Annotated in this window: 23 protein-coding genes, 1 tRNA gene and 1 other RNA gene; 15 read left to right on the top strand and 10 right to left on the bottom strand. The window is 71.5% G+C overall.

The features are described from left to right. Window positions 1-48: 48 nt before the first annotated feature. The 6 genes from EDF18_RS02485 to aceE all read right to left on the bottom strand — a co-directional run bounded on the left by EDF18_RS02485 (window position 49) and on the right by aceE (window position 7,739). A complete protein-coding gene (locus EDF18_RS02485; RefSeq protein WP_123546090.1) occupies window positions 49-1,287 on the bottom strand; it encodes a beta-ketoacyl synthase in 1,239 nt (412 codons plus the stop codon). A gap of 103 nt (window positions 1,288-1,390) precedes the next feature. Then, window positions 1,391-1,639 (bottom strand): acyl carrier protein, encoded by a 249-nt coding sequence (locus EDF18_RS02480; RefSeq protein WP_056054313.1) that lies wholly within the window; start codon window positions 1,637-1,639, stop codon window positions 1,391-1,393. An 80-nt stretch (window positions 1,640-1,719) separates the two neighbouring features. Beyond that, the gene (locus EDF18_RS02475) at window positions 1,720-2,730 is read right to left on the bottom strand and encodes a beta-ketoacyl-ACP synthase III (protein WP_123546088.1); all 1,011 of its coding nucleotides are present in this window, start codon (window positions 2,728-2,730) and stop codon (window positions 1,720-1,722) included. Next, window positions 2,727-3,647, bottom strand: a complete 921-nt coding sequence (locus EDF18_RS02470; protein WP_123546086.1) for an ACP S-malonyltransferase — start codon at window positions 3,645-3,647, stop codon at window positions 2,727-2,729. Before EDF18_RS02470 ends, EDF18_RS02475 begins: the two co-directional genes overlap by 4 nt. Before the next feature lie 110 nt (window positions 3,648-3,757). Next, window positions 3,758-4,957: a CdaR family transcriptional regulator gene (locus EDF18_RS02465; RefSeq protein WP_123546084.1), complete on the bottom strand. Its 1,200-nt coding sequence runs from the start codon at window positions 4,955-4,957 to the stop codon at window positions 3,758-3,760. A gap of 37 nt (window positions 4,958-4,994) precedes the next feature. Further along, window positions 4,995-7,739 (bottom strand): pyruvate dehydrogenase (acetyl-transferring), homodimeric type, encoded by a 2,745-nt coding sequence (aceE, locus tag EDF18_RS02460; RefSeq protein ID WP_123546082.1) that lies wholly within the window; start codon window positions 7,737-7,739, stop codon window positions 4,995-4,997. A gap of 245 nt (window positions 7,740-7,984) precedes the next feature. Here aceE and EDF18_RS02455 point away from each other — a divergent pair, with 245 nt between their 5' ends. The 4 genes from EDF18_RS02455 (at window position 7,985) to EDF18_RS02440 (ending at window position 11,038) form a co-directional block, all read left to right on the top strand. Next, entirely contained in the window at window positions 7,985-8,458 is a 474-nt protein-coding gene (locus EDF18_RS02455) for a peroxiredoxin (RefSeq protein WP_123546080.1), read from the top strand. Between the two features lie 88 nt (window positions 8,459-8,546). Continuing rightward, window positions 8,547-8,619 (top strand) — tRNA-Val (locus tag EDF18_RS02450). 366 nt (window positions 8,620-8,985) lie between these two features. Further along, entirely contained in the window at window positions 8,986-9,591 is a 606-nt protein-coding gene (locus EDF18_RS02445) for a hypothetical protein (RefSeq protein WP_123546078.1), read from the top strand. 43 nt (window positions 9,592-9,634) lie between these two features. Continuing rightward, window positions 9,635-11,038 carry a LamG-like jellyroll fold domain-containing protein gene (locus tag EDF18_RS02440; RefSeq protein WP_123546076.1) on the top strand — a complete coding sequence of 468 codons (1,404 nt, stop codon included), beginning with the start codon at window positions 9,635-9,637 and terminating at the stop codon, window positions 11,036-11,038. A gap of 73 nt (window positions 11,039-11,111) precedes the next feature. Here EDF18_RS02440 and EDF18_RS02435 read toward each other — a convergent pair whose 3' ends face one another. Continuing rightward, a complete protein-coding gene (locus EDF18_RS02435) occupies window positions 11,112-11,393 on the bottom strand; it encodes a GlsB/YeaQ/YmgE family stress response membrane protein (RefSeq protein WP_123546074.1) in 282 nt (93 codons plus the stop codon). A gap of 119 nt (window positions 11,394-11,512) precedes the next feature. Here EDF18_RS02435 and EDF18_RS02430 point away from each other — a divergent pair, with 119 nt between their 5' ends. Together EDF18_RS02430 and EDF18_RS02425 are read left to right on the top strand one after the other, a co-directional pair. Beyond that, window positions 11,513-12,181: a LuxR C-terminal-related transcriptional regulator gene (locus tag EDF18_RS02430; RefSeq protein WP_123546071.1), complete on the top strand. Its 669-nt coding sequence runs from the start codon at window positions 11,513-11,515 to the stop codon at window positions 12,179-12,181. 75 nt (window positions 12,182-12,256) lie between these two features. After that, window positions 12,257-13,279: a nuclease-related domain-containing protein gene (locus EDF18_RS02425; protein ID WP_123546070.1), complete on the top strand. Its 1,023-nt coding sequence runs from the start codon at window positions 12,257-12,259 to the stop codon at window positions 13,277-13,279. Between the two features lie 49 nt (window positions 13,280-13,328). On the opposite strand, the gene cls is transcribed toward EDF18_RS02425, so the two are convergent. Beyond that, window positions 13,329-14,801: a cardiolipin synthase gene (gene cls / locus EDF18_RS02420; protein ID WP_123546068.1), complete on the bottom strand. Its 1,473-nt coding sequence runs from the start codon at window positions 14,799-14,801 to the stop codon at window positions 13,329-13,331. A gap of 159 nt (window positions 14,802-14,960) precedes the next feature. Here cls and EDF18_RS02415 point away from each other — a divergent pair, with 159 nt between their 5' ends. The 6 genes from EDF18_RS02415 (at window position 14,961) to rnpB (ending at window position 20,943) form a co-directional block, all read left to right on the top strand. Then, a complete protein-coding gene (locus tag EDF18_RS02415) occupies window positions 14,961-15,620 on the top strand; it encodes a TetR/AcrR family transcriptional regulator (protein ID WP_158614600.1) in 660 nt (219 codons plus the stop codon). Between the two features lie 7 nt (window positions 15,621-15,627). Continuing rightward, window positions 15,628-17,406, top strand: a complete 1,779-nt coding sequence (locus tag EDF18_RS02410) for an MDR family MFS transporter (protein ID WP_123546066.1) — start codon at window positions 15,628-15,630, stop codon at window positions 17,404-17,406. Between the two features lie 125 nt (window positions 17,407-17,531). After that, window positions 17,532-18,851, top strand: coding sequence for a hypothetical protein (locus EDF18_RS02405; RefSeq protein WP_123546064.1), 1,320 nt, complete (start codon window positions 17,532-17,534; stop codon window positions 18,849-18,851). Window positions 18,852-18,860: 9 nt separating this feature from the next. Then, on the top strand, window positions 18,861-19,676 hold the full coding sequence (locus tag EDF18_RS02400) for a Nif3-like dinuclear metal center hexameric protein (RefSeq protein WP_123546062.1): 816 nt from the start codon (window positions 18,861-18,863) through the stop codon (window positions 19,674-19,676). Between the two features lie 92 nt (window positions 19,677-19,768). Then, window positions 19,769-20,509 carry a zinc ribbon domain-containing protein gene (locus EDF18_RS02395; protein ID WP_123546060.1) on the top strand — a complete coding sequence of 247 codons (741 nt, stop codon included), beginning with the start codon at window positions 19,769-19,771 and terminating at the stop codon, window positions 20,507-20,509. 50 nt (window positions 20,510-20,559) lie between these two features. Then, window positions 20,560-20,943: RNase P RNA component class A (rnpB, locus tag EDF18_RS02390), an RNA gene on the top strand. A 111-nt stretch (window positions 20,944-21,054) separates the two neighbouring features. Here rnpB and ppgK read toward each other — a convergent pair. Both ppgK and map read right to left on the bottom strand, forming a co-directional pair. Beyond that, a complete protein-coding gene (ppgK, locus tag EDF18_RS02385; RefSeq protein WP_123546058.1) occupies window positions 21,055-21,816 on the bottom strand; it encodes a polyphosphate--glucose phosphotransferase in 762 nt (253 codons plus the stop codon). A gap of 28 nt (window positions 21,817-21,844) precedes the next feature. Continuing rightward, entirely contained in the window at window positions 21,845-22,708 is an 864-nt protein-coding gene (gene map / locus EDF18_RS02380) for a type I methionyl aminopeptidase (protein ID WP_123546056.1), read from the bottom strand. A 215-nt stretch (window positions 22,709-22,923) separates the two neighbouring features. Here map and EDF18_RS02375 point away from each other — a divergent pair, with 215 nt between their 5' ends. From EDF18_RS02375 to EDF18_RS02365, 3 genes are all read left to right on the top strand, one after another. Beyond that, entirely contained in the window at window positions 22,924-23,991 is a 1,068-nt protein-coding gene (locus EDF18_RS02375; RefSeq protein WP_123546054.1) for a hypothetical protein, read from the top strand. A gap of 76 nt (window positions 23,992-24,067) precedes the next feature. Further along, window positions 24,068-24,241 (top strand): SPOR domain-containing protein, encoded by a 174-nt coding sequence (locus EDF18_RS02370; RefSeq protein WP_123546052.1) that lies wholly within the window; start codon window positions 24,068-24,070, stop codon window positions 24,239-24,241. A 73-nt stretch (window positions 24,242-24,314) separates the two neighbouring features. Next, window positions 24,315-25,652, top strand: coding sequence for a glutamine synthetase family protein (locus EDF18_RS02365; protein WP_123546050.1), 1,338 nt, complete (start codon window positions 24,315-24,317; stop codon window positions 25,650-25,652). Window positions 25,653-25,663 lie beyond the last annotated feature (11 nt).

Genomic DNA, 25,663 nt, shown 5'->3' with positions numbered 1-25,663 from the left:
GGACACCGGCCTTCGTCGCGCCCGTCGCGGAGGCGCGGGCAGGGAGGATCAGACCGAGCGGAACGCGACGACCGCGTTGTGCCCGCCGAAGCCGAACGAGTTGCTGACCGCGACGATCTCGCCGTCGGGCAGCCGGCGCGGCTCGCCGACCACGACGTCGAGGTCGATCTCGTCGTCCATCTGCGTGACGTTGATCGTCGGGGGAGCGATGCGCTCGTGCAGCGCCTTCACCGTGAAGAGGGCCTCGATGGCTCCGGCACCGCCGAGCAGGTGCCCGGTCGACGCCTTGGTCGCCGAGACGATCAGCTTCGAGGTGTGGTCGCCGAAGACCCGCTTGATCGCGTGGTACTCGGCGATGTCGCCGACCGGCGTGCTGGTCGCGTGCGCGTTCACGTGCACGACCTGGTCGCGCTCGACGCCGGCGTTCTCGAGCGTCGCGATGACCGCCCGGGCGGCACCGGTGCCCTCGGGGTCAGGGGCGGTGATGTGGTACGAGTCGCTCGTGACCGCTCCGCCGATCAGCTCGGCGTAGATGCGGGCGCCGCGGGCCAGCGCGTGCTCCTCGGTCTCGAGGACGAGCGCCGCGCCTCCTTCGCCGAGGACGAAGCCGTCCCGGGTGACGTCGTACGGACGGGAAGCGGTGGCCGGGTCGTCGTTCCGCTTCGAGAGCGCCTGCATGGCCGCGAACGAGGCGAGGGGCATCGGGTGGATGGCCGCCTCGGAGCCGCCGGCGACGGCGATGTCGGCGAGGCCGGACTGGAGGTGGTCGTAGGCCATGGCGATCGACTCGGTGCTGGAGGCGCATGCCGAGACGACCGTGCGGGCGCCGGCGCGCGCGCCGAGGCTCATCGAGATCGCGGCGGCGGGCCCGTTGGGCATCAGCATCGGCACGGTCATCGGCAGCACGCGCCGCGGGCCCTTCTCGCGGAGGGTGTCCCACGCGTCGAGCAGGGTCCACACGCCGCCGATGCCGGTGGCCCAGTCGACGATGAAGCGCTCGGGGACGACCTCGGGCGAGCCGGCGTCGGCCCAGGCCTCGCGCGCGGCGGTGAGGGCGAACTGGCTGGACGGGTCGAGGCGCTTGGTCTCGCGGCGGTCCAGCACGTCGGCCGACGGCACCTTGGCCTGGCCGGCGATGGTGACGGGCAGCTCGTACTTGGCGACCCACTCCTGCTCGAGGGTCGTGATGCCGGACTCGCCCGTGAGGAGCGCGTTCCAGCTGTCGACGGCGGTGCCGCCGAGGGGGGAGGTGCCACCGAGGCCGGTGACGACGATCTTCTTGGTCATGACGATTCTCCTGGAGAGACGGTGCGTCCCTCGGCAGGCGCGGAGCCCACGAGGGGGGACGGAGAGGCCCGGTCGCCCCGAGGGGAGACCGGGCCGTCGACGTCTAGTCCTGTGCCTTGGTGATGAAGGTGACGGCGTCGCCGACGGTCTTGAGGTTCTTGACCTCTTCGTCGGGGATCTTCACGTCGAACTTCTCCTCGGCGTTGACCACGATGGTCATCATCGAGATGGAGTCGATGTCCAGGTCGTCGGTGAACGACTTGTCCATCTCGACGGTGTCGGTCGCGATGCCCGTCTCGTCGTTGACGAGCTCGGCCAGGCCGGCGAGGACTTCTTCGGTGGACAGTGCCATGGTGTGTTCTCCTTGAGGGGGTGTCGTGGTGACCGGGGTAAAGCCTATACAGGGCGGCGGCGGCGAGCCGTCGCGGCGCGCTACGGGAGGACGACCACCTGGGCGCCGAACACGAGCCCCGCGCCGAAGCCGATCTGCAGCGACAGGCCGCCGCTGAGCTCGGGGTGCTCCTCGAGGAGGCGGTGGGTCGCGAGCGGGATGCTGGCGGCGGACGTGTTGCCGGTGGTCGCGATGTCGCGGGCGATGACGACCGTGTCCGGCAGGCCGAGCTGCTTGGCGAACTCGTCGACGATGCGCATGTTGGCCTGGTGAGGAACGAACGCGGCGAGCTGGTCGCTCGTGACGCCGGCCTGCTCGAGGGCCTGCTTCGCGACCTTGACCATCTCCCACACGGCCCAGCGGAAGACGGTCTGGCCCTCCTGGCGGAGGGTGGGCCAGGCGACCTCGCCGGCCCCGGCGCGGTACTCCTGCATCGTGTTCGTCATGCGGATGGCGTCCCACTTCGAGCCGTCGCTGCCCCAGACGGTGGGGGCGATGCCGGGGGTGTCGCTCGCGCCGACGACCGCCGCGCCCGCCCCGTCGCCGAGGAGGAACGAGATGGTGCGGTCGGTCGGGTCGATGAAGTCGCTGAGCTTCTCGGCCCCGACGACGAGCACGTACTCGGCGAGACCGGACTTCACGAACGAGTCGGCCTGCGCGATGCCGTAGGCGTAGCCGGCGCAGGCGGCCGAGATGTCGTAGGCGGCGGCCGGGTTCGCACCGATCTTCTCGGCGAGCAGCGAGGCGACCGAGGGGGTCGCGACGCCGCCGCTGATGGTCGAGACGAGCACGACGCCGATCTGGTCGGCACGGATGCCGGCCTTGGCGATCGCCTCGTTCGCGGCGGCCTCGGCGAGGTCGACGACGTGCACCTCGGACGACGCCCGCACGCGCGTCACGACGCCGGTGCGCTGCTGGATCCACTCGTCGCTCGAGTCGATCGGCTCGACGATGTCGGCGTTCGGCACGACCTGGTCGCCCCGGGCGGCGCCGATGGACAGGATGCGCGTGTACTCGGTGCCGTGCTGCTGCTTGAGCTGGGGGGTGGTCATTCTGCTCCCTCGAGGAGGTCGACGGCGGCCTGCAGGTCGTCGGGGGTCTTCACCGCGACGGAGGGGACTCCGCGCAGCGCGCGCTTGGCGAGGCCGGTCAGGGCGCCCGCAGGGGCGAGCTCGACGATGCCGGTGACGCCGGCGTCGGCGAACGAGGTCATGACGGCGTCCCACCGGACAGGCGAGGACACCTGGCCGACGAGCAGCTCGACGAAGCGGTTGCCGGAGTCGACGGCGCTGCCGTCGTGGTTCGTCCAGAGCCGCAGGGTCGGGTCCGAGGCGGTGACGGAGGAGGCGGCGGTGCGGAGGCGCTCGACGGCCGGCTCCATGAAGCGCGTGTGGAACGCCCCGGCGACCTGCAGCGGCACGACCCGGCTCTTGGCGGGCGGCTCGGCGGCGAGGGCGGCGAGGGCACTCAGCTCGCCCGCGACGACGATCTGTCCGCCGCCGTTGTGGTTGGCTGCGGTGAGCCCGAGGGCCTCGAGGCGGGCGGCGAGCTCGGCCTCGTCCCCGCCGAGGACGGCGCTCATGCCGGTCTCGACCGACGAGGCTGCCTCGGCCATCGCGCGGCCGCGCTCGGCGACCAGGCGCACGGCGTCGTCGTCGGTGAGCACGCCGGCCACGGCCGCCGCGGTGAACTCGCCGACCGAGTGGCCGGCGACGCCGCCGACGCGGCTACGGTCGACGCGGGAGAAGAGGGCGCGAGCCGTGAGCAGGCCGGCGGCGACGATGAGGGGCTGGGCCACGGCGGTGTCGCGGATGGTGTCGGCGTCGGACGTCGTGCCGTGGGCGACGAGGTCGACGCCGGCCGACTCGGAAAGCTGCTCGAGGAGGCGGCGCTGGGCGTCGTCCTCCAGCCAGGGCTCGAGGAATCCGGGGGACTGGGAGCCCTGTCCGGGCGCTACGACGACGATCACTCGACCATCATGCCAACGACGTGTCCCGTCCGTGTGGAGCAACTCGACCAAAGATCGCTGGGGACACTGTGGATCACCACAGCCGCGACCCACAGCCGCGACCGCAGCGGTCAGCGTCGCCGGGGCGTCTGCCCGTCCGTGTCGGCGATCGACCCGAGGATGAGCGCCGACTGCAGCACGATGGCCTCCCGTGAGCCGGTGGCGTCCCAGCCGATCACGTCCGAGACGCGCTTGAGGCGGTAGCGGACCGTGTTGGGGTGCACGAACAGCTCGCGTGCCGTGGCCTCGAGCGACCGCCCGTTGTCGAGGTAGCACCACAGGGTCGTGAGCAGCTCGGTCGAGTGCGTCTTCAGCGGCTTGTAGATGCGGTTGACGAGGGTCGAGCGGGCGAGGGGGTCGCCGGCGAGGGCGCGCTCGGGGAGCAGGTCGTCGGCGAGCACCGGACGAGGCGCGTTCCGCCACGACCGGGCGACGGCGAACCCGGCGAGGGCGGCCTTGGCGCTCTGCGCCGCCTCGACGAGGCTCGGCACCTCGTGGCCGAGCACGAGGTGGCCGTCGCCGAAGCCGGGCTCGAGGGCCGACGCGATGTCGGTGAACGGGGGCTGCGACGTCGAGACGCCGTTCTCGTCGGTCTCCTGCTCGGCTCGGCCGATCACGAGCACCAGCCGGCTGCCCTGCACGCCGATCAGGACGTCGGCGTCGAGGTGGCGCGCCGTGCGGCGGAGCTGGTCGACGTCGAGCATGCGGGGGGCCGTGCCGACCAGCACGGACACCTCGCCGTGGCCGTGCCAGCCGAGCGCGGCGATGCGGCTCGGCAGCTCGTCGTCGTACTCGCCCCGCAGGATCGAGTCGACCACGAGGGCCTCGAGCCGGGCGTCCCAGAGGCCGCGCGCCTCGGCGGCCCGGGCGTAGACGTCCGCCGAGGCGAACGCGATCTCCCTCGAGTACAGGAGGATCGCCTCCCGCAGGCTGTCGTCGCCGTCCTTGACGCGTTCTTCGACCACCTCGACCGTGACCCGGATGAGCTGGAGGGTCTGTTGGAGGCTGATGGAGCGGAGCAGCTCTCGAGGGGCCGCGCCGAACACGTCGGCGGCGATCCACGGCGTCGACCGGGGATCGTCGAACCAGCTGATGAAGGAGGTGATGCCCGCCTGGGCGACGAGCCCCACCGCCGACCGGCGGCCGGGCGGCATGTCGCCGTACCAGGGGAGCGTCTCCTCCAGCCGCTTGATGGTCGCCGTCGACAACTCCCCGGACACCGTCCGCAGCCACGCGAGCGTTCGCCCCTTCGTGGCCGCGGACGGCTCCATCGGCGAGGCTGGGACCCGCTCGGCGCTCACGCGGTCGTCAGCTCTCCCCGCCGGCGGTGCCGCTGGTGCCGGCCGTCACGTCGTGCAGCTGGTAGCGGTCGATCGCCTGCTGGACGACGCTGCGGTCGACGTCGCCGCGACGCGCGAGCGCCTGCAGCGTGCGGACCACCATGGAGGGGCCGTCGATCTTGAAGAACCGACGAGCAGCCGCGCGGGTGTCCGAGAAGCCGAAGCCGTCGGCGCCGAGCGTCAGGTAGTCGCCGGGCACGTACTCGCGGATCTGGTCGGGCACGGCCGCCATGAAGTCGGACGTCGCGATGACCGGGCCCTCGGAGCCCTGGAGCTTCTCGGTGACGTAGGGCGTGCGGGGCTCGGCGCTCGGGTTGAGGAAGTTGTGCTCCTCGGCCTCGAGACCGTCGCGGCGCAGCTCGTTCCACGAGGTGACGCTCCACACATCGGCGGCCACGTTCCAGTCGTCGGCGAGCAGCTGCTGGGCCTCGAGGGCCCAGCGCACGCCGACGCCCGAGGCGAGCAGCTGGGCGCGGGGCCCCAGGTTCTCGGCGGACTTCAACTTGTAGATGCCGCGCACGACGCCGTCCACGTCGAGGTCGTCCGGCTCGACGGGCTGCTGCATCGGCTCGTTGTAGACGGTGATGTAGAACATGACGTTCGGGTCGTCGTGCGACGGGGTGCCGTCGTCGTTCTTGCCGTACATGCGGTCCATGCCCGCCTTGACGATGTGCCCGAGCTCGTAGCCGTACGCCGGGTCGTACGAGACGACGGCGGGGTTGGTCGAGGCGAGCAGCAGCGAGTGGCCGTCCGCGTGCTGCAGGCCCTCGCCGGTCAGCGTCGTGCGGCCCGCCGTGGCGCCGATGATGAACCCGCGGGCCATCTGGTCGCCCGCTGCCCACATGGCGTCGCCGGTCCGCTGGAAGCCGAACATCGAGTAGAAGACGTAGACCGGGATGAGCGGCTCGCCCTGCGTCGAGTACGACGTGCCCACGGCGGTGAAGGCCGCGAAGGCGCCGGCCTCGTTGATGCCGACGTGCAGGAGCTGGCCCTGCGGGCTCTCCTTGTAGGCCAGCAGCAGCTCCCGGTCGACGGACGTGTAGTGCTGCCCGTTGGGGTTGTAGATCTTCGACGTCGGGAAGTACGCGTCCATGCCGAAGGTGCGGGCCTCGTCCGGGATGATCGGGACGATGCGGTGGCCGAAGTCGGGGGAGCGCAGCAGGTCCTTGAGCAGGCGGGCGAAGGCCATCGTGGTGGCCACCTCCTGCTTGCCCGAGCCCTTGCGGACGACGTCGTAGGACTTCGCCTCGGGAACCGCGATCTCGGTGTACTTGCTGCGGCGCTCGGGCACGTAGCCGCCGAGGGCGCGTCGACGCTCGTGCAGGTACTGGATCGCCTCGTCGCCGTCGCCCGGGTGGTAGTACGGCGGCAGGTACGGGTCCTCGTCGAGCTGCGCGTCGCTGATCGGGATGCGCATCTCGTCGCGGAACTGCTTGAGGTTGTCGAGCGTGAGCTTCTTCATCTGGTGGGTCGCGTTGCGACCCTCGAAGGCCGGGCCGAGGCCGTAGCCCTTGACGGTCTTCGCGAGGATGACGGTGGGCTGGCCCTTGTGCTCGCTGGCGGCCTTGAAGGCCGCGTAGACCTTCTTGTAGTCGTGGCCGCCGCGCTTGAGGTTCCAGACCTGGTCGTCGGTGAAGTCCTTCACGAGCTCGAGGGCGCGGGGGTCGCGGCCGAAGAAGTTCTCGCGGACGTACGCGCCGCTCTCGGCCTTGTAGGTCTGGAAGTCGCCGTCGGGCGTCGTGTTCATCAGGTTGAGCAGCGCGCCCTCGGTGTCGCGGGCGAGCAGGTCGTCCCACTCGCGGCCCCAGACGACCTTGATGACGTTCCAGCCGGCACCGCGGAAGAAGCTCTCGAGCTCCTGGATGATCTTGCCGTTGCCGCGGACCGGGCCGTCGAGGCGCTGGAGGTTGCAGTTGATGACGAAGTTGAGGTTGTCGAGCCCCTCGTTGGCCGCCACCTGGAGCTGGCCGCGGCTCTCGACCTCGTCCATCTCGCCGTCGCCCAGGAACGCCCAGACCTGCTGGTCGGAGGCATCCTTGATGCCGCGGTTGGTGAGGTACTTGGCGACCTGCGCCTGGTAGATCGCGTTGATCGGCCCGAGGCCCATCGACACGGTCGGGAACTGCCAGAACTGCGGCATGAGCCGGGGGTGCGGGTACGAGCTGAGGCCGCCGGTGTGGTGCGACTTCTCCTGGCGGAAGCCGTCGAGCTGGTCGGTGCCGAGGCGGCCCTCGAGGAACGCGCGGGCGTACATGCCGGGGGAGGCGTGGCCCTGGAAGAAGACCTGGTCGCCGCCGCCCGCGTGGTCCTGGCCGCGGAAGAAGTGGTTGTAGCCGACCTCGTAGAGGGCGGCCGACGAGGCGTAGGTCGAGATGTGGCCGCCGACCGAGACACCGGGGCGCTGGGCGCGGTGCACCGTGACGGCCGCGTTCCAGCGGACCCAGCGGCGATAACGGCGCTCGAGCTCTTCGTCGCCGGGGAACTCGGGCTCGTCCTCGGGGGCGATGGTGTTCACGTAGTCGGTCTTCGGGACCATCGGCACGCCGAGGTGCAGCTCGCTCGAGCGAGACAGCAGGCTCTTCATGATCTGACGTGCGCGTTCGTGGCCCTGCGCCGCGACGAGGGAGTCGAGGGACTCCCTCCACTCGGCGGTCTCCTCGGGATCCTGGTCGGTCGTGTCGACCGTGTACGGATCCTGATCGTTTACCGTCACCCTTGACCTCTATCACTCGTGTGTGGTGGACAACAGCCGCCGCCCCACGGGGGCGCACGGCGGCCAGCTCGACGCGGCTCGGGTCCCGGGTCGTCGTCGCGCACTGACCTGGCGAGTCTAGTTGGCTCCGCCGACGGAGGCTCGGCACGCCCTGGGAGAACGTCCTCGCGCGCGGCCGTCAGAGGCGTAACATCGCTCCTCGTGTTGACGTCGGTCGCCCGGACCGGCGCGGAAGGAACGTGCTCATGGCGCTGGAGAACGACATCCAGGCTCCCGACTTCGATCTGCCGAACCAGTTCGGCGAGCACGTGCGACTGGCGGACTACCGCGGCGTGCGCCCCGTCGCCCTCGTCTTCTTCCCGCTGGCCTTCTCCAGCACCTGCACCGCCGAGCTCTGCACGCTCCGCGACAACCTGGCGATGTTCCAGGACGCCCGCGTCGAGCTGATCGGCATCTCCGTCGACTCGAAGGCGACCCTGCGGGCCTTCGCCGAGGAGGAGGGCTACGACTTCACCCTCCTGGCCGACTTCTGGCCGCACGGCGAGGTCTCGAAGGAGTACGGCGTGTTCCTCGAGCACAAGGGCTTCGCCACCCGCGCGACGTTCCTCATCGACGTCGACGGCGTCATCCGCGAGCACTTCCTCACCGAGCCCGGCCAGGCACGCTCGCTGGCCGACTACCGCGCCGCGCTCGACCAGCTCACGTCCGTCCCGGCCTGACTCGCCGTCAGGGCCAGCCCGCAGGAGGCGCCGGTCGCGTCTGCTTCGCGATAACCTGTCTCCTGCTCGCCCGGCCCGCCCGGCGCGAGGGCCTTTAGCTCAGTTGGTAGAGCGCCACGTTTACACCGTGGATGTCATCGGTTCGAGCCCGGTAGGGCCCACCCCGCGAGTCGTGATCCACGTGTCGAGCCGTCGTGTCCTCGGACGTCCTGGTCGGCCGACCCCGAATCGATCGTCAGCGGCGCGCGAGCTGCTCAGGCCCCTGCGCCGTGTCGGCTCGCGGTGGACGGCGGCGCACGGCACGGCGACGTACGGAAAGTGAGTGCGGCCGCTCGGTCGCGTGGCGGAACAGGCGCAGGAAGGCGCGGGGTACAGCGACATCCCCATCTTTGGGGACACCCGACCCCTTACCGTCCTGGCGACCCGTCGGTACCGTCACGTCATCGGCACCGTGCCGACCCTCGCGAATCCCTACCCGACCGGCACCACCGGGGGCTCCCGAGGCGCGACCCGAGAGACCTCCCGACATGTCCCGAACGATCAGCCGCGCCCGCTGGACGCGCCGTGCCCGCTGGGCAGCCCTGCCCGTCGCCGTGATCGCCTCCGGCGCGATCATCTCGACCGCCTCGTACTCGGCGTTCTCCGCCAGCACGTCGAACCCGACCAGCAACTGGTCGACCGGCACCGTCCAGCTCACGGACGACGACTCCGACGTCGCCCTGTTCTCAGCTTCCGGCCTGAAGCCCGGCGACACGGGCAGCAAGTGCATCACGGTCACGTCGAAGGGCACCCTGCCGTCGGCGGTCAGGCTCTACGGCACGTCGGCGACGACGACGAACTCGCTCTCGTCCTACCTCGACCTGCGGATCGTGCAGGGCACCGGCGGGTCGAGCGCCTCGTGCGACGGGTTCACGCCCGCGACCGAGGACGCCCAGGTCTGGTCGGGCACCCTCGCGGACTTCGCGAGCCAACGCACCGGCTACGCGACCGGCGCGCCGACCTGGTCGCCGTCGGGCACCGCCCCCGAGTCGCGCTCCTTCCAGTTCACCTACACGTTGAGCTCGGCCACTCCGAACACCGGGCAGGACTCGCGTGCCGCCCTCGCCTTCACCTGGGAGGCCCAGACCCGCTGACCGCGGTCGACCCCGGTCGACCACTCGGAGCGGGAGTCCTGTCATGACCCCGACCACCACGCCGCAGCCCGGCCGCACGGCCTTCTCCTTCTGGGGTGCCCTCTGCGTCGCGACGTGTGCGCGGGTGGCCCTCACGACGATCGCCTGCCTCCTCCTCTGGGCAGCCGTGCCGGCCCTCTGGGGCTGGTCGCCGACCACCGTCGTCTCGGGGTCGATGGCGCCGACGATCGTCGCGGGCGACGTCGTCGTGGCGATGCCCCTGGACGCCGACGAGCTCGTCCCCGGTCAGGTCCTGCTCGTGGACGACCCTGACCGCCCCGGCGAGCTGCGGCTGCACCGGCTGGTCGAGAGCACCGCCGACGGGCTCCGGCTGCAGGGCGACGCCAACACGACGGCCGACTCGAGCCCGGTGCCGGTCGAGGACGTCCACGGCGTGGGCGTCCTGCTCGTGCCCGGGGTCGGCTCCCCGATGCTCTGGCACGGCGGCGACCGTGTGGCCGGCGGCCTGCTGGCGTCGCTGGTCGTGCTGGCGCTGATCGCCCTGACCCGGCTCGAGCCGAGGGGCGACGAGGAGGTGGTCGACCCGCTCGGTCTGTCCCGTCACCGTGCGCGTGCCCCCGTGACGACCATGACGTGGGCGGCCAGGGCGTCCGGGACGGTGCTCGCCGTGGTCGGCGGCGTAGCCGTGCTGCTGCTGGTCTTGGGCTCGAGCCACTCCGCGTTCGCCGGCACGACCTCGACGGCGAGCAGCCTCGCCACGTCACGGTTCACCTGCCTCGATCGACCTGTCGCCGCGCAGACGCACTTCGCCTACCAGTACAACGACGGTGCCGGCACGTCGCTGCGGGACAGCAGCGGCAACGGGCGCGCGGGCACGCTCACCCAGGGGGCGATGATCCAGAGGGGGAGCTGCGCGTCGGGCCCGAGCCCGTGGCTGTCGCTCGACGGGGTGACCGGGCAGGTCACGACGCCCGAGCGGCTGAGGGCGCCCCAGGTCTTCTCGATCGAGACGTGGTTCCGGACGACGACGACAGCCGGGGGGAAGCTCGTCGGCTTCGGCAACAGTCAGGCGGGGGCGTCGACCCAGTACGACCGGCACCTCTACCTCACGAACCGGGGCACGCTCGTCTTCGGCGTGTACAGCGGCCAGCAGTACACGATGTCGAGCACCGCCTCCTACGCCGACGGGGCGTGGCACCTCGCCACCGTCACCTTCGACGGGTCGGGCATGGTCCTCTACGTAGACGGGGCGCAGGTCGCGTCCTCGCCGCAGAACGCGGCCGAGGACTTCCTGGGCTGGTGGCGGATCGGCTACGACACGGTGGGGGGAGTGTGGCCGGAGGCGCCGTCCAGTCCGCACTACCGAGGCGATCTCGAGAACACCGCGGTCTACGACGTCGCCCTGACGGCGGCCGACGTGGCTGCCCGCCACGCCGCCGGGCGCTGAGCAGGCCCACCACCTCGGGGGAGGGGCCGGGACGTCCGTGACGGCCCGGCGCACCCCCGCGACGACGACGGCCCTAGCGGCGGGCGGCGCTGCGTCGGCCGGAGACGGCGACCCAGATCGCGAGGACGACGATCGCGCCGATGATCGAGCCGATGATGCCGGCGGGCTGGAAGAAGCCGTCGGTCGGGTCGTGCTGGAACAGCAGGAAGCCGAGGAACCCGCCGACGAACGAGCCGATGACGCCGAGGAGGATCGTCATGGCGATCGAGAGGCTCTGACGCCCGGGGACGACCGCTCGGGCGATGAACCCTGCGATGAGGCCGATGACGAGCAGGCTGATGATGAGTCCGATCATGGTGTTCTCCTTCCGGGAGAGGTGCGCGACGGGCGCCGTCGGTGCCGTGGAGTCGCGCAGCTCAGCAGACCACCCCTGGAGGTGTGGCGGCACACCCCTCGGGGTGGGATGGTGTCGTCATGCCCCTCGCCCCGACCCGCTCGATCACCGTCGCCCTCGTCGACGACTACGACGTCGTGCTCGCCGGCCTCGCCCACATGTTCGACCAGTACCGCGACCGGGTCGTCGTCGCCGAGATCGACGCGACGACGGCGCTGTCCGACGAGGTCGACGTCGTCCTCTACGACTCCTTCGCCCAGCCCGAGTCCGACCACCACGAGCTCGCCGAGCTCGTCGCGAACCCCGCGGCCGGCAAGGTGGTCGTCTACACCTGGAACTTCCACCCGGAGCTGGTGGAGGCGGCCCTCGCGCAGGGCGTGCACGGGTACCTCTCGAAGACCCTCACTGCGCGCGAGCTCGTGGAGGCGCTCGAGGCGGTGCACCGAGGCGAGCAGGTCGTCAGCGACGTCCGGGGCCGTGCGCCGAGCGCCCCCGGCCTCGACTGGCCCGGCCGCCGCGAGGGCATCACTGACCGCGAGTCGGAGATCCTGGCGCTGATCACGCAGGGCAAGAGCAACGCCGAGGTCGCCGCCCTGACCTACCTCAGCCCGAACACGGTCAAGTCGTACATCCGGTCGGTCTACCGGCGCATCGGTGCGACCAGCCGCACGCAGGCCGTGCTCTGGGGCGTGCAGAACGGCTTCCGCCCCGACCACCACCGGATCGACCACTGGCTCGGCGGTCCCTGAGGCCCTCGGCCACCGCCTCCGGCGGGCACGGTGCGCCTCCTCGGCGCCTGCCGCCCGGCGTGTTCTGCTGGGCGCATGCCTGACGCGAGCGAGCTGACCACATACCTGCCCTGGGCGGTCGCCGCCGTCCTCCTCATCGTGCTGATCGTGCTCGTGGTGCTGCTGCGTCGACGGGCGACGGCGGCGCAGGAGGCGCTGCGGACCCGCGAGGAGGCGCACCGGAGGGCGCTCGACGAGGCCACGGCCGAGCGCGAGCGCGCCGCCCGCGACGCCGCCGAGGCCCACGCCCGCGAGCTGGAGCAGGTCGAGGCGCGGCGCGTCGACGCCGAGACGTCCGCCCAGCAGAGCCGCGCCCTGGTCGCGGCCGGGGCGAAGTGGGAGGAGACCTCCCGCCGCATGGTGCTCGACGCGGTCACCGACCTCGGCCTCGACGGCGCCCTCGTGACGAACCTCGTCTTCGTCCCCGTCGACGCGACGCGGACCCGGCGTTTCGTCGCGCAGGTCGACCACGTCCTCCTGCTGCCGACGGTCGCCCTCGTGATCGAGAACAAGGGGTGGAAGGGCGTCGTGCTCGACGGCGTGCACCCGCGGGACGCCGGCTCGTCGTTCGCGACGCTCCTCGGCGACCTCGAGCTGGAGCCGCCCTTCGCGGTCCAGGTCAAGCGCGACTCGCTCACCTCGCTCGAGCTGCGCACGCACGACCAGGGCCACGCCCCGCGCAAGCAGGTCCGGCGCCAGGCGCAGCGCATCTCCGACCTCGTCCGTGCCGAGACCCACCGCAAGCCGTGGTTCGACACCGCGGTGCTGTACTCGCACCCCGACGCCGACGTCCACGCCGACCCCCGGGCCGACGACGAGGGCGTGAGCACCGTGGTCATCGCCAGCCAGGCCCAGCTCCGCGCCCACCTCGAGGAGCTCGTCCGACGCCGTCGGCCCGGCCCCGACAGCCCCCGCATCGACGAGCTCTCCGCCCTCTTCGCCGGTCTCGGGGCCGAGGTGACCTCCTTCGGCAAGCCGCTCGACCGCGCGACGGCGGCGGGCCTAGCTGGCCCGGCAGGCCAGCCCGAGAACGCAGAGTCCTCGCCGACGCAGACGTAGCGCTCCTCGGTCGTCGCGCCTCCTCTGACGCCGGCCTGCCGCGTCGGGCCTACTGGACCGACGCGGTCAGCCGTGCCACGTTGTCGAGCACCTGCAGGCCCGCGGGACGGGACAGCCAGCCCTCGAGGGTGATCTCGCGCGACTTGCGGCGGTAGTCGTCCTCGATGAGGCGGACCTCGTCGACGAACGACTTGCCGTGCACCATCAGCGACACCTCGAAGTTGAGGCTGAACGAGCGCATGTCCATGTTGCTCGAGCCGATCACCGCGACGGTGTCGTCCACGGTGAAGTGCTTCGAGTGCAGCACGATCGGGCGCTCGTAGAGGAAGATGCGGACACCGGCCCGCAACAGCGTCTCGTAGTACGAGCGCTGGGCGTGGTAGACCATGAACTGGTCGGCCACCTCGCACGCGAAGAGCTGGACCTCGACGCCGCGCTCGGCAGCCGTCGTGATCGCGTAGAGCATCGAGTCGTCGGGCACGAAGTAGGGGCTCGCGATGATCAGCCTCTCCTGCGCGCCGTAGACGAGTGCGTTGAACAGGCGCAGGTTGTTCTCGCCGTCGAAGCCCGGGCCGCTCGGCACGACCTGGCACTCGAGGCTGTCGGGCCCCTGCCGCTGCTCGATCAGGGGCTCGGCCTCGGCATCGGTGGGCAGCTCGTCGGTCTCGCTGTACCAGTCGGTGATGAAGAGGGCGTTGAGGCCGACGGCGGCGGGGCCCTCGAGCCGCACCATGAGGTCCTTCCACTGCAGCCCGCGCTTGATGTTGCCGCGCTTGTTGTAGCTGGGGTCCGTCATGTTCTGCGAACCCGTGAAGGCGACGTCGCCGTCGATCACGACGATCTTGCGGTGGTTCCGCAGGTCGGGTCGGCGCCACGCGCCCTGGAACGGGCGGAAGGGCAGCATCTCCTCGAACCGGATGCCCGAGTCGCGCAGCCACTGCCGGGTGACCCGGCCCTGAGGGTTCCGCATCGTCGCCCAGTGGTCGTAGAGCACCCGGACGGCGACGCCTCGCGCGTGCGCGCGCTCCAGCGCCTCGAAGAAGAGGAAGGTCGACTCGTCACGGGTGAGGATGTAGAACTCGACGTGCACGTACCGCTCGGCCTTGTCGACGGCGGCGGCCATGGCCGCGATCGACTCGGCGTAGTCGGGCAGCAGGGTCGCCGTGTTGCCGGGCAGCAGGGGCATGGCGCCGAGCGTGCGGTTGAGGGTCACGACCGTGCCGAACCACGGCGGGCGCGGGTCCGTCACAGCGTGGACGTCGTCGATGCCCTTGGTCGCGTCGAGGATGCGGTCGTTGATCTCGCGCTGCTTGTCGCGGCGGTCCTGGGGCAGCTTGGAGCTGCCGAGCAGGCCGAAGAGCACGCTGCCGGGGATCGGCGACACGAAGATCGCCAGCAGCCAGGCCATCGCGGAGCTGGGGCGCCGGTTGCGGGGCACGGCCACCACGGCCACGATCCGGATGAGGATGTCGACGACCAAGATCACCGTCGGGAAGTGCTTGAAGATCCTGCGCCACGTCATGCGTCGATCTTGTCAGCCCGGGGGCCGGCTCGTCGCTGCCGTTCGTCCGCAGGACATGTGAATTGCACTATTGCCCGCAGAGTGCAATCATCTCCGGTGGGCACCCGCCCTCCGGCGACGTCGCCGCACCGCGCACCGACGACCGAGAGGAGGCACCCCGTGAGCACCGAGACCGTCCCGTCCGTCAGCAAGGCCGCGATCCGCCGCCTGCGGACCCGCTCCGAACTCGTGGGCGTGGCCCGCCGGCTCACCGCCGAGCACGGGCTGGCTGGCTTCACCCTCGAGCAGCTCTGCGACGAGGTCGGCATCTCCCGGCGCACGTTCTTCAACCACTTCGCGTCCAAGGACGACGTGGTCGTCGGCGTGGGGCTGGACGACGACGAGGACGAGGCGCTCGAGGGCTACGCGTCCTCGCGGCGCGACCCGCGCCTCCCCGTCTTCTCGACGACGCTCGACGACCTCGCGGCGCTCGTCGTCCAGCGTGTCGAGCACGTCGGCCTCACCCGCGAGCGGGCCGCCGAGTTCAAGGCGGCACTCGACCGCGAGCCACGGCTGCTGCAGGCGATGCTGACGCAGGGCGACGAGCAGCAGCGTCGCGTCGCGGCCGCCGTGGCGTCGCACGAGGGCGTCCCCGCCGACGACCCGCGCATCGGCGTCGTCGTGGCGGTCGCCGGCTCGCTGGTGCAGCGCGCCATGACCCGCTTCTTCTTCGACGAGGGCCCGCCGGGCCTCCGCTTCGACCACGTCCTCCGTGACCAGCTCGCCCTCGCCCGCGCGCTGTTCTCCGCCGCACCGCCCCTCGACCAGGAAGCACGCTGACACGACCATGACCACCACCACCGCGAAGACGGCCGACGCGCCGTTCCTCCTCACCCAGAGGCGGATCTGGATCATCTTCGGCGCCCTCATCTCGGGCATGCTGCTCTCGAGCCTCGACCAGACCATCGTCTCGACCGCCATGCCGACGATCGTCGGCGAGCTGGGCGGCGTCGAGCACCAGGCCTGGATCACCACGGCCTACCTGCTCGCGACCACGATCGTGATGCCGATCTACGGCAAGTTCGGCGACGTGCTCGGTCGACGGAACCTCTTCCTGGCGGCCATCGCGATCTTCACGCTCGCGAGCATCGGCTGCGCGTTCGCCACGGACTTCTGGGCGTTCGTCGTCTTCCGGGCGATCCAGGGCCTCGGCGGCGGCGGCCTGATGATCCTCTCGCAGGCGATCATCGCCGACATCGTGCCTGCCTCGGAGCGAGGCAAGTACCTCGGCCCGCTCGGCGCCGTCTTCGGCCTGTCGGCCATCGGTGGCCCCCTGCTCGGCGGCTTCTTCGTCGACCACCTCACCTGGCAGTGGGCGTTCTACATCAACGTGCCCGTGGGCATCGCCGCGTTCGCCATCGCCTGGATGGCGCTGACCCTGCCGAGCAAGAAGGCCACGAAGCGCGTCGACTGGCTGGGCGTCGTCCTGCTCTCGGCCGCCACGACCTGCCTCATCTTCTTCACGGAGTTCGGCGGCCAGGCCGACCACGGCTGGGGTGCGCCCGAGACGTGGCTGTGGGGTGCGGGCGTGCTCGTCGCCGTCAGCGCGTTCGTGCTCGTCGAGTCGCGCGCCGAGGACCCGATCATCCCGTTGTCCTTCTTCCGCAACCGCGTGTTCGTCCTGGCGACGGCCGTCGGCTTCGTGCTCGGCATCGGCATGTTCTCGGCGATCGCGTTCGTCCCGACGTTCCTGCAGATGTCGTCGGGCGCCTCAGCGGCCGTGTCCGGGCTGTTGCTGCTGCCGATGATGGCCGGCCTGATCGGCACCTCGATCCTCTCGGGCAACCTGATCACCAAGACGGGGCGCTACCGCGTCTTCCCCATCGTCGGCACGCTGCTGACGGGCGTGGCGATGGCCCTCTTCACGACCCTCACGGCCGACACGCCCCTCTGGCTGATCTGCGTCTTCCTGCTGGTCTTCGGCGCCGGGCTCGGCCTCATCATGCAGGTCGTGGTGCTGGTCGTGCAGAACTCCGTGGACGCCGCGAACGTCGGCACGGCGACGAGCACGAACAACTACTTCCGCGAGGTGGGTGCCGCCCTGGGCGTCGCCATCTTCGGCGCCCTGTTCACGAGCCGTCTCACGGAGAACCTCACGAGCGTCTTCACCGGTGCCGGAGCGTCGAGCGGCGACGCCGCCCAGGCCACGGCGACGCTCGACCCCGCGGCCCTGAACGAGCTGCCCGAGGCGATCCGCCGCCAGGTCGTCGAGGGGTACGCCGACGCCTTGGCGCCCGTGTTCGCCTACCTCATACCGTTCATCGCGGTCGCCTTCGTGCTGGCGCTGTTCCTGCCCCAGATCGCCCTCAGCGACGTCGCCGGCATGGTGGCGCGCGGCGAGGCGGTCTCGGGCGACGAGGCGGAACAGCTCGAGAAGGAGGCGCGCGGCCGGTCGACGGGCGCGGTCGCCGAGGCGGCCACCGCGTCGGCGGTCGCGGCCGGAGCGCCGTCGACGGCGGTCGGCGACGGCCCCCGGGGGAGCGTCGCCGGCGGGACCGCGGACGGCGGCGACCACGAGGTCACGGACGCCGGGGGAGCCGACCGCGACGGAGACCGCCGTCCCTGAGCTCTGAGCAGCGGGAGGGCGTCCGGTGGGGGAGGCGCCCTCCTGGTGGGCTCACGCCAGGAGATGTCCCGGTCGCACCGGCGAGTCCGCCGGGCGTGGGCCCCGGGCGGACGTACGATCCGACCATGAGCGAGAGCACCGGCACGACGGAGTGGGACGTCGACGTGCTCCCCGTCGAGGCGCCGCCCTCGCCGCGGGGAGCCCGCACCGCCGTCCCGGCTCCTCCCGCAGTCGACCCCACCGCGTCGCACGCACCCGCGACGCACGAGCAGGAGCACCGCCCCGTGACACCCGTCCTCGCACCCGAGGCCCCCGCAGCACCGTCCGACGTCCTCGTCACCCGCCGCGATCCGCGTCCGGCCTCGGTGCCTTTGCACCGCGCCGACACGACCGACGACGTCGTGCCCACCGACCCGACGGAGCCGCGACCGGCCAGCGTCGCCCGTCACTCGGTCGAGACCTCGGCCATCACCCTGCCCGTCTTCGCCCCGGACGTCGATCCCTCGCTGCCGCAGCCGCCCGATCGACTCACCCTCGACGACGACGTCCTCGTGCGGATGGTCGAGCGTCGTCTCGACGACACGGCGACCGTCGACCTGATGGCGGTCGTGCAGGCTCAGCTCCAGGCGCGCCGCGTCGAGGCCGCCCGCTTCGCCTCCTGGGCTCGCGAGATGGACCGCGTGGGCACCGACGAGGCCGCGGACGCCCTCGAGCGGACCCGGCTCCGCTTCACCGGCGTCATCGACGTCGTGCTGCCGATCGACCTCGACGAGGTCCACGGCGACGACGCCGTCGACGATAAGCCCGAGGCGACGCCCTACACGACCACCGACGTGCAGTCGTCGGACCCGGCTGCGACCCCCTCGGAGGCCTCGGGCGCACCGAGCGGCCTGTCCGCGCCCGCACCTGCTCCGACTCCCGCCCCTGCGCCGACCCTCGCGCCTGCGGCCCTCGCCGAGCCGGCCCTCCAGATCGACGAGGCCCACGAGGTCGAGCGGTCCGCCGGTCAGGCGCCGCGCATCCCGATCGTCGCCGGTCTCGTCGTCGCGGGACTCGTCGTCCTCGCTGCCGTGGTGCTCGCCCTGGTCGTCCCCGAGCTGCTCGCCTCCGCCGTGCTCGCCACGGTGGCCGTCCCCGTCGCGGGCGGCCTCGGTGCGGCCGCCGCGCTGATCGCCGTGGTGCACGGTCCGGCCGACGCCCTGCGCGTCGCCGCCCGCGGGCCCGTCGCCGTCGTCGCCGGCATCGTCGTGTCCGCCGCGCTCGGCTACGGCGTCCTGGTGACGGTGCCGGCGTCGCTGGCCTGGCAGGGCTGGCTCGGCCGCCTCGTCGGCTTCACGGGCATGACGCCCGGCATCGCCGCCGTCGCCGCGCTGCTCGTGGCCGCAGCCGCCGCCTTCGTGGTCGCCGTGCTCGCGACGGGTCTCCGGTCGAGCTCCCGCCGCTAGGCTGAGGCGGTGTCCACACTCGCCTCCGTCAACGCCGTCGTCGAACGCCTCTGGCCCCTCTCGGGCGCCGAGCCGTGGGACTCCCCGGGCGTCGTCGTCGGCGATCCCGATCAGCCCGTGACCCATGTCCGCCTCGCGGTCGACCCTGTGCTCGAGGTCGTCGACGAGGCCGTCGACATCGGTGCGGACCTGTTGCTCGTCCACCACCCGCTCCTGTTCCGCGGCGCGACCACCATGGCCGAGGACACGACGAAGGGCGCGGTCGTCTCCCGCCTCGTGCGGGCCGGCTGCGCGCTGATCGCCGCCCACACGAACGCCGACGTCGTCGAGACCGGCACCTCGCGTGCCCTCGCCCACCAGCTCGGCCTCGTCGACCAGCGACCGATCACCGAGGGCGCGACGAGCTCGACCGGCCTCGGCGTCACGGGCCGCCTGCCGCGCCCCATGAGCCTGGTGTCGTTCGCCCGTCAGCTGGGCGAGCTGCTGCCGCCGACCGCCGCGGGCGTCCGCGTGGCCGGTGACGCCGAGCGCGTCGTCGAGACGGTCGCCCTCTGCGCCGGCGCTGGCGACTCGCTGCTCGACCACCCCGTGGTCGGGGCGGCCGACGTCTACCTGACGAGCGACCTGCGCCACCACCCCGCGAGCGACGCCCGCGACCTGATGCTCCTCGGCCGGGGCCCCGCGCTCGTCGACGTCTCGCACTGGGCGAGCGAGTGGCTCTGGCTCGACACGGCCGCCGCGCAGCTGCGGGAGGCCCTCCACGACGTCGAGGTCACCCTGAGCGACCTGCGCACCGACCCCTGGGACTTCACGGTCGTGCAGTAGCCGACCCGACCCTGCCTCGCCCCCGGCCCTGTCGGGCCCGCCACATGAACGCCGCACCACCACCGCCGCACCACGACCACGAAGCAGGCACCATGGCCCTCCAAGCAAGCCCCGCCGACCAGGCGCTCCTCCTCGACCTCCAGGCGCTCGACACGTCGATCCAGCAGCTCGCCCACCGCGCGGCGAACCTGCCCGAGATCGCCGTGCTGGCCACGATCGACGGCGACGCTTCCCGCCTCCGCAGCCGCCTCTCGTCAGAGCAGGGCGCCTGGGAGGACGCGCAGACCGAGCTGACGCGCATCGAGTCCGACGTGGCCGTCGTCGTGGCCCGTGCCGAGCGCGACCGCACACGGCTGGCGTCGTCCTCGTCCGTCAAGGACGTCGCGGCGCTGGAGGGCGAGCTCGTCGCCCTGGCCCGTCGTCAGAGCGACCTGGAGGACGCGCAGCTCGAGGTCATGGACCGGGTCGAGTCGCTCGGTGCCGTCGCCGCGCTGACGAAGTCCGAGCTCGACCAGATCGAGACCCGTCGTGCCGAGGCGGCCGACGGCCGTGACGCCGGGCTCGGCAGGCTCGAGGTGGAGCGGGGCGAGGTCGAGGCCGACCGAGCCGCCATCGCCGAGAAGGTCCCCGCCGAGCTGCTCGCCCTGTACGAGCGCCAGCGGGCCCGCTACGGCGTCGGCGCGTCGCTGCTCCGCGGCGGGGTCTCCAGCGCGAGCGGAGTGACGCTCACCGGCAGCGACCTCGCGGCCGTGCGGTCCGCCTCCGCGTACGACGTCGTCCTCTGCCCCGACAGCGACGCGATCCTCGTGCGCACGGGCGAGTCGGGCATCTGACCGTCCCGTCGTGACGGGCGGGTGACGCCCGCTAGCATGGTCGACGCGGATGGGTCGGCAAGACGGTCGCGTCACCGCGGGGTCCGCCCCGCGGTGCCGAGGAACGTCCGGGCTCCACAGAGCAGGGCGGTGGGCAACACCCACCCGGGGCGACCCGCGAGACAGTGCAACAGAGAGAAGACCGCCACGGTCGTCGCCGAGAGGCGGCGCCGGGGTAAGGGTGAAACGGCGGTGTAAGAGACCACCAGCGGTTCGGGTGACCGACCGGCTATGTAAACCTCGCCCGGAGCAAGGTCAGACAGAGGACGTCGAGGCTGCTCGCCGAGTCCTCGGGTAGGCCGCTAGAGGGCTGCGGCAACGCAGTCCCGAGAGAGATGGCCGTCCATGGTGCTCACGCACCGGGACAGAACCCGGCGTATCAGCCGGCCCATCCGCCTCAGCCGTGCACGCGGCTGACACACGACGAGAGGGACCCTGGTCCAGGAGGCGCGCCTCCCGAGCCAGGGTCCCTCTCGTCGTGCCGGCCGCGGGTCCGCCGCGCCGCCTCAGGCAGTCGGGCGGGAGCCCGCGGCGAGAGCAGCTGCGCCCATGATGCCCGCGTTGTTGCGCAGCACCGCCGGCACGATCTCGGCGCGGAGGTCGAGCAGCGGCAGGAACTCCTCGTGGTGCTTCGAGACGCCGCCGCCGACGATGATGCGCCGGGGGTAGAGCAGCGCCTCGAGGTGCGAGTAGTACTTCTGCAGGCGCTTGGCCCAGTGCTTCCAGCTGAGGTCGTCGCGCTCCTTGGCGGCGTACGAGGCCTTCGTCTCGTAGTCCTTGCCGCCGATCTCGAGGTGGCCGAGCTCGGCGTTGACGATGAGGACGCCGTCGTTGATCAGGGCGGTGCCGATGCCGGTGCCGAGCGTCGTCATGATCACGAGGCCGGGCACGTCCTTCGCGGCGCCGTAGCGGGTCTCGGCGTAGCCGGCGGCGTCTGCGTCGTTGACGAAGTGGATCGACCTCCCGAGGGTGGTCTCGAACAGCTTCTCGGCCTCGAAGCCGATCCACTTCTTCGACACGTTCGCGGCCGAGAGGGTCTTGCCGTCCATGATGGCGGCCGGGAAGCAGACGCCCACCGGGATCGCGTCGTCGTCGAGTCCGAGCTCGTCGACGATCTGCTTCACCACCGCCACGATGGCGTCGGGTTCGCCTCCCTCGGGGGTCGGCTTCTTGATGCGGTCGGTGAGGAGCTCGCCCGACTCGACGTCGACGATCGCCCCCTTGATGCCGGTGCCGCCGATGTCGATGCCGACTGCCTTCTGTGCCACGGGTCGTCCTTCTTCCTGGTGCTCGTCGTCAACTGAGGGTGAGGACGTCGGCACCGCGTTCGGTGACGACGAGGGTGTGCTCGAACTGGGCCGTGAGCGACTTGTCGCGGGTGGTGACGGTCCAGCCGTCGGCCCAGATGTCCGCCTCGACGCCACCGAGGGTGAGCATGGGCTCGATGGTGAAGACCATCCCCGGCACCATGACGTCGTCGAACTGGGGGGCGTCGTAGTGGGGGATGACGAGGCCGGAGTGGAACGCGCGGCCGACGCCGTGGCCTGTGTAGTCGCGTACGACCCCGTAGCCGAAACGCGCGGCGTACGACTCGATCGCCCGGCCGATCACGTTGACCTCGCGACCGGGGGCCACCGCCTTGATGCCGCGGCGCAGGGCCTCGCGGGTGCGGTCGACGAGGTCGACGGTCTCCGGGGCCGCGTCGCCGACCACCACGGTGCGGTTGAGATCGCCGTGCAGCCCGTCCTTGAAGGCGGTGATGTCGATGTTGACCAGGTCGCCCTCGACGAGCACGGTGTCGTCGGGGATGCCGTGGCAGATGACCTCGTTCACCGACGTGCAGACCGACTTCGGGAACCCACGGTAGCCGAGCGTCGACGGGTAAGCGTCGTGGGCCACGAGGAAGTCGTGGGCGACCCGGTCGAGCTCGTCCGTCGTCACGCCGGGGCGGATCGCGGCCTCGACGGCGTCGATCGCCTGCGAGGCGATCCGGCCGCTCGCGCGGATCAGCTCGATCGTCGGGGCGTCGTACACGTCGCCGCCGGTGTAGGGAGCGGGGCCCGCCTTGCCGACGTACTCGGGTCGGGTGATGGACGAGGGGACCGGCCGGAGTGGTGAGACCCGGCCAGGGGTCAGTGATCCGTCGAGGTCCCGGGGCATGCCGTCCAGCTTAGGGGGAGGGCGGCTCCGCGGGATGCGCCGTGCACGGACGTGTCGAAGGCGTCGTCGCTGGCGTCGTCGCTGGCGGAGGCGCTGGCGGACGCGCTGGCCGCTGCCCGAAGAGGGGGGAGCGACGGGCGAGCCCCGCCGGTTAGCGTTCATCGACTCCCGTGCCCGACGGGAGTCGACTTCTCGCTCTCGTCCCCAGGAGGACCGTGTTCCCGCGCCGTGCCCGCATCGTCACCCTCGCCGCAGCCGTGCTGGCGCTCGTGATCGGTGCCCCCGCTGTCATCGCGGCCTCGGCCCCTGCGGCAGCCCCGGCTCCCCGGGGCGCCCTCGACCTCATCGAGGTCAGCGGCGACGTCGTCTCGGTCGCCGGCTGGGCGTGGTCGGGCGTCGCCGGACCCACCGAGGTCCACTTCTACGACCGGGCCGGCGGCTCCGTCTACGCGGGCAAGCTCAGGACGTCGGTCAGTCGCCCGGATGTCGCGGCCGCCGTGCCGGGAGCGCCGGCGGACACCGGCTTCGAGGGCGAGTTCAGGATCCCTGACGGAGCCCACCGCATCTGCGCGTACGCGATCGGCGGGGCGAACCCGATGATCGGCTGCCTGGCAGCCTCGACCGCGAAGGTGACCGCGCGGGACGTCACCGTCGGGGCACTCGACGCCGTCTCGCGTGAACGGGAGGGCATCCGTGTCCGGGGTTGGGCCTGGGCCCCCCAGGACGACGGCGGCCTCGCCGCCGTCACCGTCACGGACGAGACCGGCGGGACCGTCGTCGAGCTCTCCGTCGTGTCCGACGGGCAGAGTCGTCCCGACGTCAACCGTGCGTTCCCCGGCGCGTACATGACCACCGGCTTCGACATGTCGCTCTACGAGGGGATCCCCCAGGGCGACCGGAAGATCTGCGCGACCGCCGGATCGGGCACCGGGGCGAGGAGCCTCGGCTGCCGGACGGTGCTCGGCGTCGGCGACCCCGTCGGCGCCTACGACGCGCTCGTGTCGTCCCGGGCCGGGCAGCTCACCGCGAGCGGCTGGGCCTTCGACTGGTCCGGCCAGCCGACCGACGTGCACCTCTACGACAACGGCCGCTTCCTCGCCGCCGTGTCTCCCGACCACAGCCGCGCGGACGTCCTCCGTGCCTACCCGGGATCGCCGGACCTCGACGGCTGGGCCACGAAGGTCTCGGTGGCCGTGGGGTCACACACCGTCTGCGCCTACGCCTACAACACCCCCGACGGCAACAACCCGCTGCTCGGCTGCAAGACCGTCACGGTCCGGTAGCCGACGCGGGGATCCCGGTCGCAGTCGCCCGGACCTGGTCCGGGACGGCCTCGCCCGGGCGCGGTACCCTCGCCCCATGACGACTGAGTTCTGGTTCAACACCCGCACGCACGAGGTCGAGGAGGGCAAGGTCTCGCCCGCGGTCGACCGCGCCGGGCCCTACGCGACGCGCGAGGAGGCTGCAGCCGCGATCAGGACGATCCAGGAGCGCAACGCCCGCCTCGACGCCGAGGACGCGGCCGACGACTGACGGATCCTGCGCGGGCGTGACCGTGGCCGACGGGTGCGTCCACTAGCCTCGACGCAGAGCAGAAAGGCTGTCGATGGACAAGCAGAGGGACTTCGTCCTCCGGACGATCGAAGAACGCGGCATCAAGTTCATCAGGCTCTGGTTCACGGACGTGATCGGCACCCTGAAGAGCGTGGCCATCGCCCCGGCCGAGGTCGAGGGCGCGTTCGCCGAGGGCATCGGCTTCGACGGCTCCGCGATCGAGGGGCTCACCCGCTCGTACGAGGCCGACGTGCTCGCGCAGCCCGACCCGACCACCTTCCAGATACTGCCGTGGCGGGGCGAGATCGACCCGACCGCGCGCATGTTCTGCGACATCACGACGCCCGACGGGCAGCCGGCCGTCGCCGACCCGCGGAACGTCCTCAAGCGCACGCTCGCGCGCGCAGGCGAACGCGGCTTCACGTTCTACACGCACCCCGAGGTCGAGTTCTACCTGCTGAAGGACGCGCAGGGCGGGCCGGACGGCCCCCAGCCCGTCGACTCCGCCGGCTACTTCGACAACGTGCCCGGCGGGACGGCCCACGACTTCCGCCGCCGCTCGGTCCGCATGCTCGAAGACCTCGGGATCTCCGTCGAGTTCAGCCACCACGAGGCGGGCCCCGGGCAGAACGAGATCGACCTGCGCTACGCCGACGCCCTGACGACCGCGGACAACATCATGACGTTCCGCACCGTCATCAAGGAGGTGGCGATCGAGCAGGGCGTGTACGCCACGTTCATGCCCAAGCCCTTCAGCCAGCACCCCGGCTCCGGGATGCACACGCACATGTCGCTCTTCGAGGGGGACGGCAACGCGTTCTACGAGGCCGGCGCCGAGTACCAGCTCTCCCGCATCGGCCGGCAGTTCATCGCGGGCCTCCTGCGCCACGCGCCCGAGATCACGGCGGTGACGAACCAGTTCGTGAACAGCTACAAGCGCCTGTGGGGCGGCGACGAGGCGCCCAGCTTCGTGACCTGGGGCCACAACAACCGCTCGGCGCTGGTGCGTGTGCCGCTGTACAAGCCGAACAAGGGCAACTCGAGCCGCGTCGAGTACCGCGCGATCGACTCCGCCGCGAACCCGTACCTCGCTTTCTCGCTCATGCTCGCCGCCGGCCTCAAGGGCATCGAGGAGGGCTACGAGCTCCCCGCCGAGGCCGAGGACAACGTCTGGGGCATGAGCGACGCCGAGCGTCGTGCGCTCGGCTACAAGCAGCTGCCCGCCAGCCTCGACCACGCCCTCTCGATCATGGAGGACAGCGAGCTGGTCGCCGAGACGCTCGGCGAGCAGGTCTTCAACTACGTGCTGCTGAACAAGCGGCAGGAGTGGAAGTCCTACCGCGCGCAGGTGACGCCGTTCGAGCTGCGCTCCAACCTCGAGATCCTCTAGCGGGCCGGCTC

Source organism: Frigoribacterium sp. PhB107 (assembly GCF_003751515.1).
Taxonomy (GTDB): Bacteria; Actinomycetota; Actinomycetes; order Actinomycetales; family Microbacteriaceae; genus Frigoribacterium.
This window is presented reverse-complemented; position numbering and strand designations above follow the sequence as displayed.

Excerpts from the sequence above, each read along its gene's own strand:
- EDF18_RS02485 (WP_123546090.1), bottom strand. The coding sequence starts at position 1,287 with ATGACCAAGAAGATCGTCGTCACCGGCCTCGGTGGCACCTCCCCCCTC.
- EDF18_RS02480 (WP_056054313.1), bottom strand. The coding sequence starts at position 1,639 with ATGGCACTGTCCACCGAAGAAGTCCTCGCCGGCCTGGCCGAGCTCGTC.
- EDF18_RS02475 (WP_123546088.1), bottom strand. The coding sequence starts at position 2,730 with ATGACCACCCCCCAGCTCAAGCAGCAGCACGGCACCGAGTACACGCGC.
- EDF18_RS02465 (WP_123546084.1), bottom strand. The coding sequence starts at position 4,957 with ATGGAGCCGTCCGCGGCCACGAAGGGGCGAACGCTCGCGTGGCTGCGG.
- EDF18_RS02455 (WP_123546080.1), top strand. The coding sequence starts at position 7,985 with ATGGCGCTGGAGAACGACATCCAGGCTCCCGACTTCGATCTGCCGAAC.
- EDF18_RS02445 (WP_123546078.1), top strand. The coding sequence starts at position 8,986 with ATGTCCCGAACGATCAGCCGCGCCCGCTGGACGCGCCGTGCCCGCTGG.
- EDF18_RS02440 (WP_123546076.1), top strand. The coding sequence starts at position 9,635 with ATGACCCCGACCACCACGCCGCAGCCCGGCCGCACGGCCTTCTCCTTC.
- EDF18_RS02435 (WP_123546074.1), bottom strand. The coding sequence starts at position 11,393 with ATGATCGGACTCATCATCAGCCTGCTCGTCATCGGCCTCATCGCAGGG.
- EDF18_RS02430 (WP_123546071.1), top strand. The coding sequence starts at position 11,513 with ATGCCCCTCGCCCCGACCCGCTCGATCACCGTCGCCCTCGTCGACGAC.
- EDF18_RS02425 (WP_123546070.1), top strand. The coding sequence starts at position 12,257 with ATGCCTGACGCGAGCGAGCTGACCACATACCTGCCCTGGGCGGTCGCC.
- cls (WP_123546068.1), bottom strand. The coding sequence starts at position 14,801 with ATGACGTGGCGCAGGATCTTCAAGCACTTCCCGACGGTGATCTTGGTC.
- EDF18_RS02410 (WP_123546066.1), top strand. The coding sequence starts at position 15,628 with ATGACCACCACCACCGCGAAGACGGCCGACGCGCCGTTCCTCCTCACC.
- EDF18_RS02405 (WP_123546064.1), top strand. The coding sequence starts at position 17,532 with ATGAGCGAGAGCACCGGCACGACGGAGTGGGACGTCGACGTGCTCCCC.
- EDF18_RS02395 (WP_123546060.1), top strand. The coding sequence starts at position 19,769 with ATGGCCCTCCAAGCAAGCCCCGCCGACCAGGCGCTCCTCCTCGACCTC.
- map (WP_123546056.1), bottom strand. The coding sequence starts at position 22,708 with ATGCCCCGGGACCTCGACGGATCACTGACCCCTGGCCGGGTCTCACCA.
- EDF18_RS02370 (WP_123546052.1), top strand. The coding sequence starts at position 24,068 with ATGACGACTGAGTTCTGGTTCAACACCCGCACGCACGAGGTCGAGGAG.
- EDF18_RS02365 (WP_123546050.1), top strand. The coding sequence starts at position 24,315 with ATGGACAAGCAGAGGGACTTCGTCCTCCGGACGATCGAAGAACGCGGC.